The following is a 14,620-nucleotide window of genomic DNA, read 5'->3' as shown; positions in this document are numbered from 1 at the left end:
AGCGAAGCAGACAGTACAGCAACAAAGCCCCGATGGGTCGGATCAATTGTTACGCGATCGTCTGCCATCACCCCACTCGGGAGGAGCATCGTCAGCCGCGCGAGGTCATCAGATCGGAAGGCCAGCCGATCCGGACGAGAAGACCGTCCGGTCCGTTGATGCCGACCTCGTAGAGACCCCATTCGCGGTGGCGCAGCACGCCGCCCGGCCGGATGATCAGATCGTCGACGCGCGCGGCAATGGCATCGACGTCGGGCGTGCGAATGAAGACGCCGAAGGGATTGTGCTCGGGCACTTGCCACGGGCCGTCGCCGGCTTGCGTGAGATGCACTTCGCATCCCCAACCCCTCATGATGACGTAGTTGGCATCACCGCCTGCGCGCGCAAAACCGAGACGCTCCCAGAACGGTATGGCAGCGGCAAGGTCGTTGCTCGGAATGATGGCGAAGGCGCCGACCGGCGGGGTTTGGGGCATTCGCTCGCTCCGGAATAAGCGGTTGTCCGCGCAGCATTTCGCGGTTACGGGCCTGGCATCGTACAGCCTAACGCGATTGCCCCTATTTGAGCCATCGGAAGCTGGAATGAGTTAGCCGAGGTTCGGTCAATCGGCTCCCACTTGCCCGCCAAATCCGGCTTGCGGCAGAAATTGTCTTCCACGGAACGTTCTCGCGCACCTCCGGTTGAGCCCTCATGGAAGGGAGATTGCCCATGAAGAACGCGGCGGTACTTGTACTTCTCGGATCGTTGATGACGACACCGTTGAGCATGGCCAGGGCCGATCAGCCTGGGCCAGACTGGATGCCGATGGAGCAGGTCAAGTCGAAACTCCTGCAATCGGGCTACACTCAAGTCACCAAGCTTGAGGCTGACGACGGTCATTGGGAAGGAGAGGGCATCAAAAACGGCCAGAAAATGGAGTTTCACGCAGACCCTAAAACGGGCGTAGTGATCTCTGAAAAACACGACGATTAGTCCGGCGATCGATGACTGGCCGCGCCGGGTTTCCCGGCCCGGTCCTCGCAATGATGCCTGTGGGCGACGACGCAGGGGTCCGGGACGGCGTCAGGCGTGATCGAAGGGACCGACCTCTCGGATCACCTTGCAGATCTGCAAGAAGCCGCTGGCATCGGTTGCGATGAACTCTGCACTCGGATTTGAATGGTCATCTTGCAACCGACTGTCTATGGTTGGTGCATGTCGCGAGTCCTGTGTCTATCTGTTGCTATCATCCTGTCGCTGCTGCCGGCCACCGCGCCGGCGGAGTCCATCAAGAAACGGCCAGCGTCCGTCTGGCGCGGTTACGGCTTCCTGCCGGGCTATCGCCAGCCGCTGAGCAACAGCATTCCGCTCTACAAGCAGAAAGAGGCGATGCGCCGCCTGTCGCGCGCCGACCGGCGCCATTGGTACATCGACCCCGTTCCACAATATTACGGCTGGGACGGAGAATGGCGCTATTTCGGCCGGCCCGGCTTCGGCGGCGGCCGCTACAATGGCGGCAGTTTTGGTCCGTGCTGGACACGGACACCGATCGGCGCGGTCTGGAATTGCGGGTGATCGGGCGAGCGCGCCGGGGCTAATCCGTCATTGCGAGCGCAGCGAAGCAATCCAGAATCTTTCCGCGGAAAGATTCTGGATTGCTTCGCTGCGCTCGCAATGACGATGTGGAGAGAGCGTGCTCGACATCTCGCTCTCGCTTGTCCCGGACACGAGAGTGAACGGCGAAGGCGGTCGCCCCTTACGAGAAGAACGCGATCTTCTCGGCCTGGGTCATGCGGCGGATCGGTGCGAGTGGGTCGTTCGCAGCCGCGCGTGGCTTTTGCAGGATGCCGCTGGCGAGGATGGTGGCGCCGAGCGAGGGCTCGGGCACGGAGGCGGGCAGCGGCGAGGGCATCGGCAGTGTCGCGGTCGGTGCTGCGCCGAATGGTGCCGCGGCCGCCATCGCCGGGGCCGGTTGCTCCATCACTTCGGCGGCGGCTTCCGCAATCGCGTTGGTGAGGCGCGCCAGCGACTCCATCGCGATCGGGGCTTCCTCTGCGGGCTCCTCCACGATCGGTGCAGCGGCCGGCGCGGCTGCGACCGGCTCCGGAATTTCGGCGCCAATCGGGGCTGCGAGCTCCGCGGCCATCGGCTCGGGAATGGCCGCTTCCATCGCGACCGGCTCGACGATCTCGTCGAACTCCGGATCGGGGGCGGCCATCTCCAGCGCGATGGCCTCGAGTATGGCTTCGTCCTCGGCATCCGCGGCGGCGTCGCGGGAGAACTCGTCCGTTACCTCCGCGAACGCGGCTGTCTCGGCGATCTCCTCTTCGGGCGCGACGCGATTGTCGGCGACAACCTCCGGCTCGACGGCGACGTCCATTGCCGGCTCGGCAACGGCCAGTGTTTCGTTGGTGCTCGCGGTCTCAACGGCGGCTGCGGCTTCGGGAGCCGCTGCGATGTCCTGCGGCGCCTCCGTAAACGCCACGGGGGCTTCGCTCGCCATCGCGGCAGGCGCGGTCTCGGCAGGCGCAGCATCAGCGACGGACGGCGATGCTTCCTGCACCGGCGCCGGCGACGGACGGGCCTCCGCGTGCGGCGCTGTGTCGCCGTCACCATCGAGCTGCTCGACCCGATCCCTGAGCAAATCGAATGCGGCCTTGAGCTCAACGCGGGGGTCGATGGTCGATAGTTGTCCGCAGGCGGCCTCGATGGAGGCGAGCTGCGAATCAATGAGATCGCAGATTCGGCCGTCGGCGCCGATCTCGCGCCAGCGCCAGGAGATCTCCTTGATGATGCGCACGCCGCGCGGAATCGGCGCGAGGCTCGCCTCGATCGCCGCGGGATCGAAGGCCGCGATCGCGATCGTCTCGGCCTCGCGGATGGCGCGGCGAATCTCGACCAGCGCCTCGGGCAGGCGATCCTCGACGACCGGTTGTCGCTGTGCCGCAAGGGTTTCTTCGATTTTCGCGACCGCATCGAGCACCATGCGGGTATCCGCATTGCGGTTGCGTTTCGCATATTCGCCGAGGAACCAGCGGCCGCGCGCGGTCTCCATGAAGGCTTCGCGGATCGCGTCGTAATCCTGCTCGTTCGGCTCGGCCGCGCGGGCAGACATGGGCGAGAGGGCGAATGCTTCGTTGGCCATATCAATCTCGTCGCGCAAATCACCGCGCGTTACTGTAACGATCACCACGATATCGACCGAATCGCAATTGGTTTGATGCCACCCGAATCACAAATCCCCACGCCAGCCACCGTGAAGCGGCGATTCGCCGTGAGGCTGGCGCTGTTCTATTCGGCGATCTTCGCGGTTGCGGGCACGCATCTGCCGTTCTTTCCGCTCTGGCTGAAGGCGATCGGCATCGACGCGGCGTGGATCGGCATCATCAACGCGCTGCCGGCGATCACGCGCTTCACCACGCTGCCGCAAATCACCGCCCTTGCCGAGAAGCGACACGCCATTCGCGCCGGCATGATGATGTCGGTGCTGGCGACGGCGATCGGGTTCACGGCGGTCGGCCTGCAACAGCAGCCATTGGCGCTGTTCCTGATCTATGCGCTGACCTGCATGATGTGGACGCCGACGACCCCGCTGACCGATGCCTATGCACTGCGCGGCGTCGCCCGCTACGGGCTCGATTACGGACCCTTGCGGCTGTGGGGCTCGGCGGCTTTCGCCGCGGGCTCGCTCGCCTGCGGCTATCTCGTCGACAGCATCGCGGCGCGCGATCTGATCTGGATCATCGTCGCATGGGCCGTCGTTGCGGTCGCCGCCAGCCTGCTGCTTCAGCCGCTCGACGATGTCAGGCGAAGGACGACGGAGACGCATGCGGGCAAGGCCCTGCTGCGCGACGGCGGCTTCTGGGCCGTGATCGCGTCGGCGGCGCTGATCCAGGGCAGCCACGTCGCCTACTACACGTTCTCGGCCATCAACTGGCAGCTCCACGGCTTCGGCGGTCTGACGATCGCGGGGCTGTGGACGCTGGGCGTGATCGCCGAGATCGTGGTGTTCGCGCTGTCGCCGCGCTTCTCGCTGCATCCATCCACGCTGATCGCAATTGGCGGATTAAGCGCCGTGGTGCGCTGGATCGTCACCGCGCATGAGCCGCCGCTGGCGCTGCTCGCGATCGTGCAGCTCGGCCACGGCCTCACCTTCGGCATGACCATCGTCGGCACGATGAATCTGCTGGTGCAGCGCGTGCCATCGCATCAGATCGCGCGGGGGCAGGGCTATTATGCCGCGTGCAACGGGCTGCTGGGGGCGGCGACCTCGATCGCGTCGGGCGCGATCTACGCCCGCATCGGCGATGGCCTCTATTACGTCATGGCGGCGATGGCCGCGGCCGGCGCGGTCGTGATCTGGTCGGCGCGGCACCGGCTGATCGCTCAGCCCCAGAGCGAGGAGTCCGGCGGATAGACCAGGCTGTCGTCATAACGCAGGGCGTGATCGCGATCGCGCGCCAGCAGCAGCGGGCCGTCGAGATCGACGAAGCGCGCCTGCGGCGTCACCAGCATCGCCGGCGCCATCGACAGCGAGGTCGCGACCATGCAGCCGATCATGATCTCGAAACCGAGCGCCTGCGCCGCATCGGCCATGGCGAGCGCCTCGGTGAGGCCGCCGGTCTTGTCGAGCTTGATGTTGACGGCGTCGTAGCGCTCGCGCAGCGGCGCGAGTGAATTGCGGTCATGCACGCTCTCGTCGGCGCAGACCACGAGCGGCCGCTTGATCCGCGCCAGCGCGTCGTCCTTGCCTGATGGCAGCGGTTGCTCGACCAGGGTGACGCCGGCGGCGTCGCAGGCGGCGAGATTGTGCTCCAGATTGGCCTCGGTCCAAGCCTCGTTGGCATCCACGATCAGCTCGGATTCAGGGGCGGCCTTGCGAACCGCCGCGATCCGCTCCGGATCGCCGTCGCCGCCGAGCTTGATCTTGAGCAGGGGCCGGTGCGCGGCCTTGGCGGTCGCTGCCGCCATCGCCGCGGGGGTCCCTAACGAAATCGTGTAGGCGGTGGTGCGCTCGCCCGGGACCGGGCGGTCGAGCAGGCTCCAGGCCCGCAGGCCGGCCGCCTTGGCCTCGAGGTCGATCAGGGCGCAGTCCAGCGCGTTGCGGGCCGCACCGGGCGGCATGGCGGCTTGCAGGGCCTCTCGCGAGAGGCCACCCGCAATGGCCGCCTGCATGGCCTGGATGGCGGCCAAAGTGGCCTCGGGCGTCTCGCCATAGCGGGGATAGGGCACGCACTCGCCGCGGCCGATCAGGCCGTTTTGGCTAACTTCGGCCACGACCGTCACGGCCTCGGTCTTGGCGCCCCGGCTGATGGTAAAACTGCCGGCGATGGGGAAGCGCTCGATTCGCGCGGCGAGAACCGGAACTTTGCTGGAAGTCATTTTGAACTCTGGCGAAATCTGAACCTGCTAGTTACCTCTAACAACTAACATTAACCAGTTGGGGATACCTTCTTCGGGTAAGGGCGCGTGCGCAACCATGTGATTTTCTCCGCCCTGGTACGGGAGCGGACAACTTGAACGGCGATCCGAAGCTGGAACGGATTGCCAAGGGCAACGCGCTGGCACTCTGCGCCACCGGAACCTGGACCGCGAGCTTCGCGCCGGTCCTGGAGCGGATGGTGGCTGACGCCGAGAAGCTCGCCGGCGGTTCGCAAAGCATCTTCATCGACGTCTCCGAAGTCGCCAAGCTCGACACCTTCGGCGCCTGGCTGATCGAGCGGCTGCGCCGCAGCCTGACGCAAGGGCCGGTCGAGGCGCAGATCGCAGGGCTGTCCGCCAACTATTCCAGCCTCGTCGACGAGGTGCGGCGGGTCAGGGCGGCGCCGGTCGTCGACAGCAGCGCGGTCACCATCACCGGCATGCTGGAGCAGATCGGCCGGGCCGTGGCCGGCGTCGCCGGCACGGTTGCGGGCCTCGTCGACATGCTCGGCGCGGTGCTCGCGGCGGGTTTTCGCGTCTTGATCCACCCGCGCTCGTTCCGCCTGACCTCGACCGTGCATCACATGGAGCAGGTCTGCTGGCGCGCGGTGCCGATCATCGTGCTGATCACGTTCCTGATCGGCTGCATCATCGCGCAGCAGGGCATTTTTCATTTCCGCAGGTTCGGCGCCGATATCTTCGTCGTCGACATGCTCGGCGTGCTGGTGCTGCGCGAGATCGGCGTGTTGCTGGTCGCCATCATGGTCGCAGGCCGCTCGGGCAGCGCCTATACCGCCGAGCTCGGCTCGATGAAGATGCGCGAGGAGATCGACGCGCTGCGCACCATGGGTTTCGACCCGATCGAGGTCCTGGTGCTGCCGCGCATGCTGGCGCTGGTGCTGGCGCTGCCGATCCTGGCCTTCCTCGGCGCCATGGCCGCGCTCTATGGCGGCGGTCTCGTCGCCTGGCTCTATGGCGGCGTCGATCCCGAAGCGTTCCTGTTGCGCCTGCGCGACGCCATCTCGATCGACCATTTCATCGTCGGCATCGTGAAAGCACCCGTCATGGCCGCGGTGATCGGCATCGTCGCCTGCGTCGAGGGGCTCGCCGTGCAGGGCAGCGCGGAATCGCTCGGGCAGCACACCACGGCATCCGTGGTGAAGGGCATCTTCTTCGTCATCGTCATGGACGGCGTGTTCGCCATCTTCTTCGCCTCGATCGGGATGTGACGATGGCTGGCGAGATTCAAGATCCGATCATCCGCGTCCGCGACATCACGGTGCAGTTCGGCGCGACGCGCGTGCTCGACGGCCTCAACCTCGACGTCAAGCGCGGCGAGATCCTCGGCTTCGTCGGTCCATCGGGTGCCGGCAAGTCGGTGCTGACGCGCACCATCATCGGCCTCGTGCCGAAGGTCGCGGGCTCCATCGAGGTGTTCGGCGTCGATCTCGATTCCTCCAGCACCTCGCAGCGCCGCAACGTCGAGCGCCGCTGGGGCGTGCTGTTTCAGCAGGGCGCGCTGTTCTCCTCGTTGACCGTGCGGCAGAACATCCAGTTTCCGATGCGCGAATATCTGCGCGTGTCGCAGCGGCTGATGGACGAGATCACCCTGGCCAAGCTCACCATGGTCGGGCTCAAGCCGGAAGTGGCCGATCGCTTTCCTTCCGAACTGTCGGGCGGCATGATCAAGCGCGTGGCGCTGGCGCGCGCACTCTCGCTCGATCCCGATCTCGTGTTCCTCGACGAGCCGACCTCGGGCCTGGATCCGATCGGCGCCGGTGATTTCGACGAGCTGGTCAGGACGCTCCAGCGTACTTTGGGCCTGACCGTTTTCATGGTAACCCACGACCTCGACAGCCTTTACACGGCTTGTGACCGCATCGCCGTTTTAGGGAACGGTAAGATCATTGCGGCAGGGTCGATTGCCGACATGCAGGCCTCGCAGCATCCCTGGCTGAGGCAGTATTTCCATGGCAAGCGCGCCCGCGCGGTCATGGGCTGAGGTGCCGGAGTAGCTGATGGAAACGCGGGCGAATTACGTATTGATCGGATCGTTCACGCTGGCGGTGATCGCCGCGGCGATCGGCTTCGTGCTGTGGTTCCAGTCGCTGCACACCACCAAGCAGCGCAGCCCCCTGCGCGTCGTGTTCGAGGGTCCGGCGGCGGGCCTGCGCAACGGAGGCAGCGTCAATTTCAACGGTATCAGGGTGGGTGAGGTGGTCTCGGTGAAGCTGGACAACCCGCGGCGGGTTGTCGCACTCGCCATGGTCGAGAACAACGCTCCGATCCGCAAGGACACCTTGGTCGGCCTCGAATTCCAGGGCCTGACCGGCGTTGCCGCGATTTCGCTCAAGGGCGGCGAGGAGGCCGCGCCCCCGCCGGCGCTCGACGAGGACGGCATCCCGACGCTGACCGCCGATCCCAACAAGCTGCAGGACGTCACCGAGGCGATCCGCGGCACGCTCCAGAACATCAACAAGATCGTGGCCGACAATCAGGAGTCGGTGAAGAACTCGCTGAAGAATCTCGAGACCTTCACCAACTCGCTCGCGCGCAATTCCGAGAAGATCGACGGCGTGATGGCCAAGGTCGACGGCGTGATGCTCAAGGCCGACAGTCTCATGCTCGGCCTCAACACGCTCGCCGGCGGCAAGGACGGCGGCGAGCTGTTCCAGGCGGTGAAGTCGATCCGCGAACTGGCCGACGATTTCGACAAGCGCTCCGGCGCATTGATGACCGATGGCCGCCGTACGCTGGGCGACATCAGCCGCGCCGTGAACAATTTCGACCGCAACCCGACCCGCGTGCTGTTCGGCGCCAGCAACAGCAGTGCGCAACCGGCTCCGGCGCCCGAGCCGCCGAGGCAGGCGCCGTCGAACGAGCGCCGCCGGTAGTAGGCGCCGCCTCCGGTCTCACCTCCGTCATTGCGCGCGTAGCGAAGCAATCCAGATTGTCTCCGTCGAGGCAGTCTGGATTGCTTCGTCGCTTTGCTCCTCGCAAATGACGGCGTGCGCCGCGCGCTCCGGCGATACGAAAGTATGGGGGTCTGGCCGAGCCAAGGTAGGGGGAGGGGCTGGCCCTGCTTGTCAGCTATATCGCGCTCAAGTCGCGCTCACGAAAAAGCGCGTCGACTTCACTCACAGGGGAGGAGAGCGTGATACGTCTGTTGCTGCTGTTGCCGTTCATCGGCCTGATGATCGTGCCGTTCTACAATGTCCGGGAGCCCTATCTGTTCGGCTTCCCGTTCTTCTACTGGTATCAGCTCGCCTGGGTGCCGCTGACCTCGCTCCTCACCTACATCGTCTACAGGAGCGTGCGCCATGTTGACTAACGTCGATAGCGCGGCGTTCGCCGTATTCCTCGCCTTGTTCGTCCTCGTTACCGGCATGGGCTTCGTCGCCTCGCGGTGGCGCAAGCCGGAGACGCTCGCCCATCTCGACGAGTGGGGCCTCGGCGGCCGCAAGTTCGGGACCTGGATCACCTGGTTCCTGGTCGGCGGCGATTTCTACACCGCCTATACGGTGATCGCCGTTCCTGCGCTGGTCTATGCAGTCGGCGCCTACGGATTCTTCGCGCTTCCCTACACCATCATCGTCTACCCCTTCGTGTTCGCGGTGATGCCGGTGCTGTGGAAGGTCGCCAAGGAACGCGGCTATGTCACCGCGGGTGACGTGGTGCGCGGCGCCTACGGATCGCGCGGTCTCGAGCTCGCGGTCGCGGCCACCGGCGTGCTGGCGACGATGCCCTACATCGCGCTCCAGCTGATCGGCATGGAGGTCGCGATCAAGGCGCTCGGCCTTCACGGCGAAGTGCCGCTCGTTCTCGCCTTCCTGGTGCTCGCGCTCTACACCTATTCTTCGGGCCTGCGCGCACCGGCGCTGATCGCCTTCGTCAAGGACATCATGATCTACATCGTGGTGATCGCCGCGATCGCGATCGTGCCGTCCAGGCTTGGCGGCTACGGCGCGATCTTCACCGCGGCGGATGCGGCATTCGCTGCAAAGGGTTCTGGCGGGATCCTGCTGTCGCCGGCGCAGATCGTGCCCTATGCCTCGCTGGCGCTGGGCTCGGCGCTCGCCGCCTTCATGTACCCGCACACGCTGACCGGCATCTTCGCGTCCTCGGGTGGCAACACCATTCGCAAGAATGCGATGCTGCTGCCGGCCTACACGCTGCTGCTCGGTCTGCTCGCGCTGCTGGGCTACATGGGCCATGCGGCGGGGTTGAAGCTCGCGAGCAACAACGACGTCGTGCCCGAGCTGTTCAAGATGCTGTTCCCGAGCTGGTTCGCGGGCTTCGCCTTCGCCGCGATTGCGATCGGCGCGCTCGTGCCCGCCGCCGTCATGAGCATCGGCGCGGCCAACCTGTTCACCCGCAATTTCTGGAAGGTGTGGGTCGATCCGAAGGTGACGCCCGCGGGCGAGGCGAAGGTCGCCAAGATCACCTCCATGCTGGTGAAGGTCGGCGCACTGCTCGCCATCCTGCTGATGCCGACGCAGTTCGCGCTCGACCTGCAGCTGCTCGGAGGGCTCTGGATCCTCCAGACCCTGCCGGCGCTGGTGTTCGGCCTCTATCTGAACTGGTTCTCGAGCACGGCGCTGCTGGCCGGCTGGGCCGTCGGCCTTGCAGGCGGATCGTGGCTCGCCTGGTCGGACGGGCTGAAGCCGCTGCACAGCGTCGATTACGGCATGGGCCCGGTTGCCATCTATACCGGCCTGCTGGCGCTCGCGCTCAACATCGTGGTTGCCGTCGCGGTCAACCTGGTGCTCAAGCGCATGCCCCAGGAACGGCTGTCCCGCGAGGCGGCCTGAGATGATGCGCCACCGGCGGCCGGAGATCCGGCCGCCGGTCTTCTCCGCAATGAATAGCCTTCCATGTGATTGAAAACGTTCTAGTATCCGCCCGCGCTCCGGAGCCGCTCGTCGCGGGCGGATCGGACGGTTTCGGGTGAGGATGTCTTGCAGGCGTGGTTCGTTCTCGCGGTCGCAGCCGGCTATGTGACCACGCTGTTCCTGGTCGCCTGGTGGGGCGATCGACGGAGCGCCGGTGGGCCGCTGGTCTCGCCAAATTCCTGGGCGGCCGCGATCAGCTATTGCCTGACGCTTGCGGTCTACAACACCTCGTGGAGCTTCTACGGATCGGTCGGGCGAGCCGCCACCAGCGGACTGGACTTCGCCACGATCTATATCGGCCCGACCCTGGTGCTGCTGTTCGGCCAGCCGCTCCTCTCCAAGGTGATCGCGATCGCGAAGGCGCAGAACGTCACCTCGATTTCGGACTTCATCGCCGCGCGCTACGGCAAGAGTCAGGTGCTCGCGGCCTTCGTGACGCTCGCATCGCTGCTTGGCGTGCTGCCCTACATCGCGCTTCAGCTCAAGGCGGTCGGCAAGAGCTTCGACTATCTGATCCTCCAGCCCGAGCGTGCCGGAGGCGAGGCATTGCGGTTCTGGCAGGATTCGGCGTTCGGCGTCGCGGCATCGATGGCGCTGTTCGCGATCGTGTTCGGCGTCCGGCATGTCCATGCCAGCGAGCATCATCGCGGCCTGATGCTCGCGATCGCCTTCGAGAGCGTCGTCAAGCTGGTCGCATTCCTGATCGTTGCGCTGTTCGTGCTGTTCGGCCTCTCGCGCGGGCCGGCCGCCCTGCTGTCGCAGTTCCAATCGGATCCGCAATTGGCCGGCATTCTCGCCTTCGATCCGACGCAGCCGGTTTGGCCCTCGACGATCATCATCTCGGCGATCGCCTTCCTCTGCCTGCCGCAGGCATTTCACGTCGCCGTCGTCGAGAACGAGAGCCCGAGCCACACGCGCACCGCAGCGTGGCTCTATCCTGCGTATCTTGCGCTGTTCAGCCTGCTGATCCTGCCGATCGCCGCGGCCGGTCTCGACCGGTTCGGCGCGATGATGGACCCCGACACCTACGTCATCTCGCTGCCGATCGCGGCGGACGCGAGCACCGTCAGCCTGATCGCCTTCCTGGGCGGGCTGTCGGCCGCTACCGGCATGGTGATCATGACCTCCGTCGCGCTCAGCACCATGCTCTGCAACGACGTCATCATGCCGCTGCTGCTGCGGTCGCGCTTCTTCGGCCTGCGTGCGCAGAGCCGGCCGATGACGTCGGTGTTGGTGGCCGTGCGCCGGCTCTCGATACTCGGCATCCTGCTGCTCGCCTATCTGATGCACCGCCTGGTCAACCAGTCCTATCCGCTCACCGTGATCGGACTTCTATCGTTCGTCGCGGTCGCGCAATTCGGTCCGGCGTTCGTCGGAGGGCTGTTCTGGCCGCGCGCCAACAAGACCGGCGCCTCGATCGGGATCGCAGTCGGGTTTTTCGTCTGGGCTTATACGCTGCTGCTGCCCTCGGCGGCGCCACTCTGGCCCGCGATCGAGGAGATCGTTCGCCAAGGCCCGTGGCAGCTCGCCTGGCTCAGGCCGAACGCGCTGCTCGGCCTCGGAGGGATCGATCCGATCTCGCACGCCACGCTCTGGAGCCTCGGCGCCAACCTCGTCTGTTTCCTCATGTTCTCGGCGTTGGGGCGGCAATCCACCGTCGAGCGCAACCAGGCCGCGGCTTTTGCCGATGGTGTGGTCCGCGAGTCCATTCCGAAACTGTCCTCCCGCGTGGTGGTCCGGCTCGACGATCTCCGCGCGCTGGCGCTGCGGTTTGTCGGCGCGGAGCGCGGCGTGGCGGCCTTCGACGGCTATCTCGCGGCTCGCATCGCCGGCACCGGGCCGCGACTCGATCCGTCGGGGCTCGTCGATCTCGACTCGATCCGGTTCACCGAGAACCTGCTTGCCGGCGCGATCGGTGCGGCATCGGCGCGCGTGGTGATCGCGGCGTCGCTGGAAGGGCACTCGCTGTCGCGGCGGGCGGCGATGGCAATGCTCGATGAAGCCTCGGAGGCGTTGCGCTTCAACCGCAGCCTCCTGCAGAGCACGCTGGAGAGCGTGCCGCAGGGCATTTGCGCGTTCGATGCGGATTTCAACATCACGGCATGGAACGGCCGGTTCATCGCGCTCCTGGACCTGCCGCCGGATTTCGTTCGCGTGGGGCTTCCACTGGCGGAGCTCATCGCCTTCAACGTCGAGCGCGGTGAATATGCCGCGTCCGAATTCGCCGCGCTCCTGGTCAATCGTGACGTCGCCACGCAGCGCTGGCCCTATCTGTACGAGCGCAAGCGGCCGGACGGCACGGTGCTCGAGATCGTCTACGACCGCGTTGCCGAGGGCGGCTACGTTTCGACCTACACCGACGTCACCGAGCGTCACCGTGCCGCGGAAGCCCTGCGGCGCGCCAATGAAGGGCTCGAGCTGCGTGTCCGCGAGCGGACCGAGGCGCTCGAGCAGGCGAAGGCGGAGGCCGAGCAGGCCAATCTCGGCAAGACCCGCTTCCTGGCGGCGGCCAGCCACGATCTGCTGCAACCGCTGAACGCGGCCCGTCTGTTTCTGTCCGCGCTCGACGAGAGTCTGCTGCAGGCCTCGTCGCGAGCCGGCGATGCCGACAAGGGGCGCACCTTGGCGAGCAGCGCGATTGCGGCGCTACGCTCGACCGAGCACGTGCTGGACAGGCTGCTCGACATCTCCTCCTACGATGCCGGCGCCGTTCGCGCCGAGGCCTTCGACTTTCCGATCGCCGATCTGCTCGCGCAGCTGAACGTCGAGTTCTCGGCGATGGCGCACGAGCGGGGGCTCGTCCTCCGCGTCGTCGATTGCCGCCTCGCCGTGCGCAGCGATCCGCATCTGCTGCGTCGCATCTTGCAGAACCTGCTGTCGAAAGCGCTTCGCTACACGCCCGAGGGACGCATCCTGCTCGGCTGCCGGCGGCGCGGCGACGGGCTGCGCATCGAGGTCTGGGATACCGGCGTCGGGATCGCGGCGGGGGACCAGTCACGCATCTTCGAAGAGTTCCAGCGTCTCACGCCCGGGTCGGAGAAGGGATTGGGCCTGGGGCTCGCCATCGTCGATCGTGTGTCGCGGCTGCTGGACCATCCCGTCGACGTCCGTTCGCGCCCGGGGCACGGGTCGTGCTTTGCCGTCACGGTGCCGCTTGCGCGCGGGCCGGGCAGGCCGCTTCAGCGCAATCCCGCGACTGCAGCGCCCGCGGCGGCGGAACGGCCGTTGACGATCCTGTGTCTCGACAATGATGCAACGATCCTCGAGGGCCTGACGGCGCTGCTCGGCGGCTGGGGGCATCGCGTGCTGGTCGCGGCAAATACCGCCGAGGCGATGGCAGCGGCCACAGCCGGTCCGCCCGACGTCGTGTTGCTCGACTACCATCTCGATGGCGGCCGCAGCGGCTTGGACTTTCTCGATGATCTCAGGCAGAAGTCGGGTCGCGCCGTCCGCGCGCTGGTCGTCACCGGCGATCGCAGCGAGGCGGTGCGCAAGGAGGCGAGGGCGCGCGGCTGCGAGATCCTGTCGAAGCCGGTCAAGCCGGCAGCTCTGCGGCGCTTCCTCGGCGGCGAAGCCCTGAGCCGGCAGTTCGGGACTAAACTGGAGGCTCCCTGACGATGCGCATCCTGATCGGCGACGATCATCCGCTGGTACAGGCCGCGTTGCGGAGCGCGTTGTCGAGCGTGCTGCCAGATCTCGACATCGTCGCCTGCCAGTCGCTGGACGAGGCCATCGCCGTCCTGACGGCCCAGTCCGACGAGATCGACCTGATCCTCTGGGATCTGACCATGCCGGGCATCCAGGGGTTTGCCGCGCTGTTCATCCTGTCGGCGCAATTCCCGACGGTGCCGGTGGCGATCATCTCCGCACGGCAGGACGCCGCCACGATCCGCCGCGCCGTCGCCTACGGCGCATCCGGCTACATCCCGAAATCGCTCGGCCTGTCCGAGATGGCGGATGCGATCACGAAAATCCTCGCCGGAGAGATCTGGATGCCGCCCAATGTCGGCGGCCGCGGCTCGATCCAGAGCGCCGATGTCGAGCTCGCGGGGCGAATGGCCTCGCTGTCCGCGCAGCAGCTGCGCATTCTCGCGATGATCGTTGACGGCAAGCTCAACAAGCAGATCGCGGGCGAGCTCGACATCGCCGAGCAGACCGTGAAGGGCCATGTCTCGACGATTTTGCGCAAGCTCGGCGTCGGCTCGCGCACCCAGGCCGCGGTCCTGGCCGAGCGGCTGGCATTCGGTCAACCCGGCGGGGCCTGAGCTCCTGCCGCGAAAAAAACGGAGGCCGCGAGGCCTCCGTTTTCACCGTGCTGTTTGCGAGCT

At 66.2% G+C, this 14,620-nt stretch carries 13 protein-coding genes; 10 read left to right on the top strand and 3 right to left on the bottom strand.

Annotated features, from left to right (window positions below; translation table 11 throughout):
• Positions 1-91: 91 nt before the first annotated feature.
• Entirely contained in the window at positions 92-475 is a 384-nt protein-coding gene (locus NLM15_RS29780) for a VOC family protein (RefSeq protein WP_254121343.1), read from the bottom strand.
• Positions 476-708: 233 nt separating this feature from the next.
• On the opposite strand from NLM15_RS29780, the gene NLM15_RS29775 reads away from it, so the two are divergent.
• Together NLM15_RS29775 and NLM15_RS29770 are read left to right on the top strand one after the other, a co-directional pair.
• Entirely contained in the window at positions 709-972 is a 264-nt protein-coding gene (locus tag NLM15_RS29775; RefSeq protein ID WP_254121342.1) for a PepSY domain-containing protein, read from the top strand.
• Positions 973-1,194: 222 nt separating this feature from the next.
• On the top strand, positions 1,195-1,554 hold the full coding sequence (locus NLM15_RS29770) for a hypothetical protein (RefSeq protein ID WP_254121341.1): 360 nt from the start codon (positions 1,195-1,197) through the stop codon (positions 1,552-1,554).
• Between the two features lie 181 nt (positions 1,555-1,735).
• On the opposite strand, the gene NLM15_RS29765 is transcribed toward NLM15_RS29770, so the two are convergent.
• Positions 1,736-3,124, bottom strand: a complete 1,389-nt coding sequence (locus NLM15_RS29765; protein WP_254121340.1) for a hypothetical protein — start codon at positions 3,122-3,124, stop codon at positions 1,736-1,738.
• A gap of 75 nt (positions 3,125-3,199) precedes the next feature.
• On the opposite strand from NLM15_RS29765, the gene NLM15_RS29760 reads away from it, so the two are divergent.
• Positions 3,200-4,396 carry a major facilitator superfamily domain-containing protein 6 gene (locus NLM15_RS29760; RefSeq protein WP_254121339.1) on the top strand — a complete coding sequence of 399 codons (1,197 nt, stop codon included), beginning with the start codon at positions 3,200-3,202 and terminating at the stop codon, positions 4,394-4,396.
• Here the strand turns inward: NLM15_RS29760 and dgcA are convergent.
• Entirely contained in the window at positions 4,366-5,361 is a 996-nt protein-coding gene (dgcA, locus tag NLM15_RS29755; RefSeq protein ID WP_254121338.1) for an N-acetyl-D-Glu racemase DgcA, read from the bottom strand. The two genes, NLM15_RS29760 and dgcA, sit on opposite strands and share 31 nt — an antisense overlap.
• A 134-nt stretch (positions 5,362-5,495) precedes the next feature.
• Here dgcA and NLM15_RS29750 point away from each other — a divergent pair, with 134 nt between their 5' ends.
• The 7 genes from NLM15_RS29750 (at position 5,496) to NLM15_RS29720 (ending at position 14,557) form a co-directional block, all read left to right on the top strand.
• Positions 5,496-6,629 carry an ABC transporter permease gene (locus tag NLM15_RS29750; protein ID WP_254121337.1) on the top strand — a complete coding sequence of 378 codons (1,134 nt, stop codon included), beginning with the start codon at positions 5,496-5,498 and terminating at the stop codon, positions 6,627-6,629.
• Between the two features lie 2 nt (positions 6,630-6,631).
• Positions 6,632-7,402, top strand: a complete 771-nt coding sequence (locus tag NLM15_RS29745) for an ABC transporter ATP-binding protein (RefSeq protein WP_254121336.1) — start codon at positions 6,632-6,634, stop codon at positions 7,400-7,402.
• Between the two features lie 16 nt (positions 7,403-7,418).
• Complete coding sequence (locus NLM15_RS29740; RefSeq protein WP_254121335.1) at positions 7,419-8,294, top strand: MlaD family protein; 876 nt, start codon at positions 7,419-7,421, stop codon at positions 8,292-8,294.
• A gap of 299 nt (positions 8,295-8,593) precedes the next feature.
• Positions 8,594-8,731, top strand: coding sequence for a DUF3311 domain-containing protein (locus NLM15_RS29735; RefSeq protein ID WP_254124483.1), 138 nt, complete (start codon positions 8,594-8,596; stop codon positions 8,729-8,731).
• Positions 8,721-10,211 (top strand): monocarboxylate uptake permease MctP, encoded by a 1,491-nt coding sequence (mctP, locus tag NLM15_RS29730; protein WP_254121334.1) that lies wholly within the window; start codon positions 8,721-8,723, stop codon positions 10,209-10,211. Before NLM15_RS29735 ends, mctP begins: the two co-directional genes overlap by 11 nt.
• A 147-nt stretch (positions 10,212-10,358) precedes the next feature.
• The gene (locus NLM15_RS29725) at positions 10,359-13,907 is read left to right on the top strand and encodes a PAS domain-containing hybrid sensor histidine kinase/response regulator (RefSeq protein WP_254121333.1); all 3,549 of its coding nucleotides are present in this window, start codon (positions 10,359-10,361) and stop codon (positions 13,905-13,907) included.
• Positions 13,904-14,557, top strand: a complete 654-nt coding sequence (locus NLM15_RS29720) for a response regulator transcription factor (RefSeq protein ID WP_254124481.1) — start codon at positions 13,904-13,906, stop codon at positions 14,555-14,557. Before NLM15_RS29725 ends, NLM15_RS29720 begins: the two co-directional genes overlap by 4 nt.
• Positions 14,558-14,620: the final 63 nt, after the last annotated feature.

The sequence above is a fragment of the Bradyrhizobium sp. CCGB20 genome (assembly GCF_024199855.1).
Lineage (GTDB): Bacteria > Pseudomonadota > Alphaproteobacteria > Rhizobiales > Xanthobacteraceae > Bradyrhizobium.
This window is presented reverse-complemented; position numbering and strand designations above follow the sequence as displayed.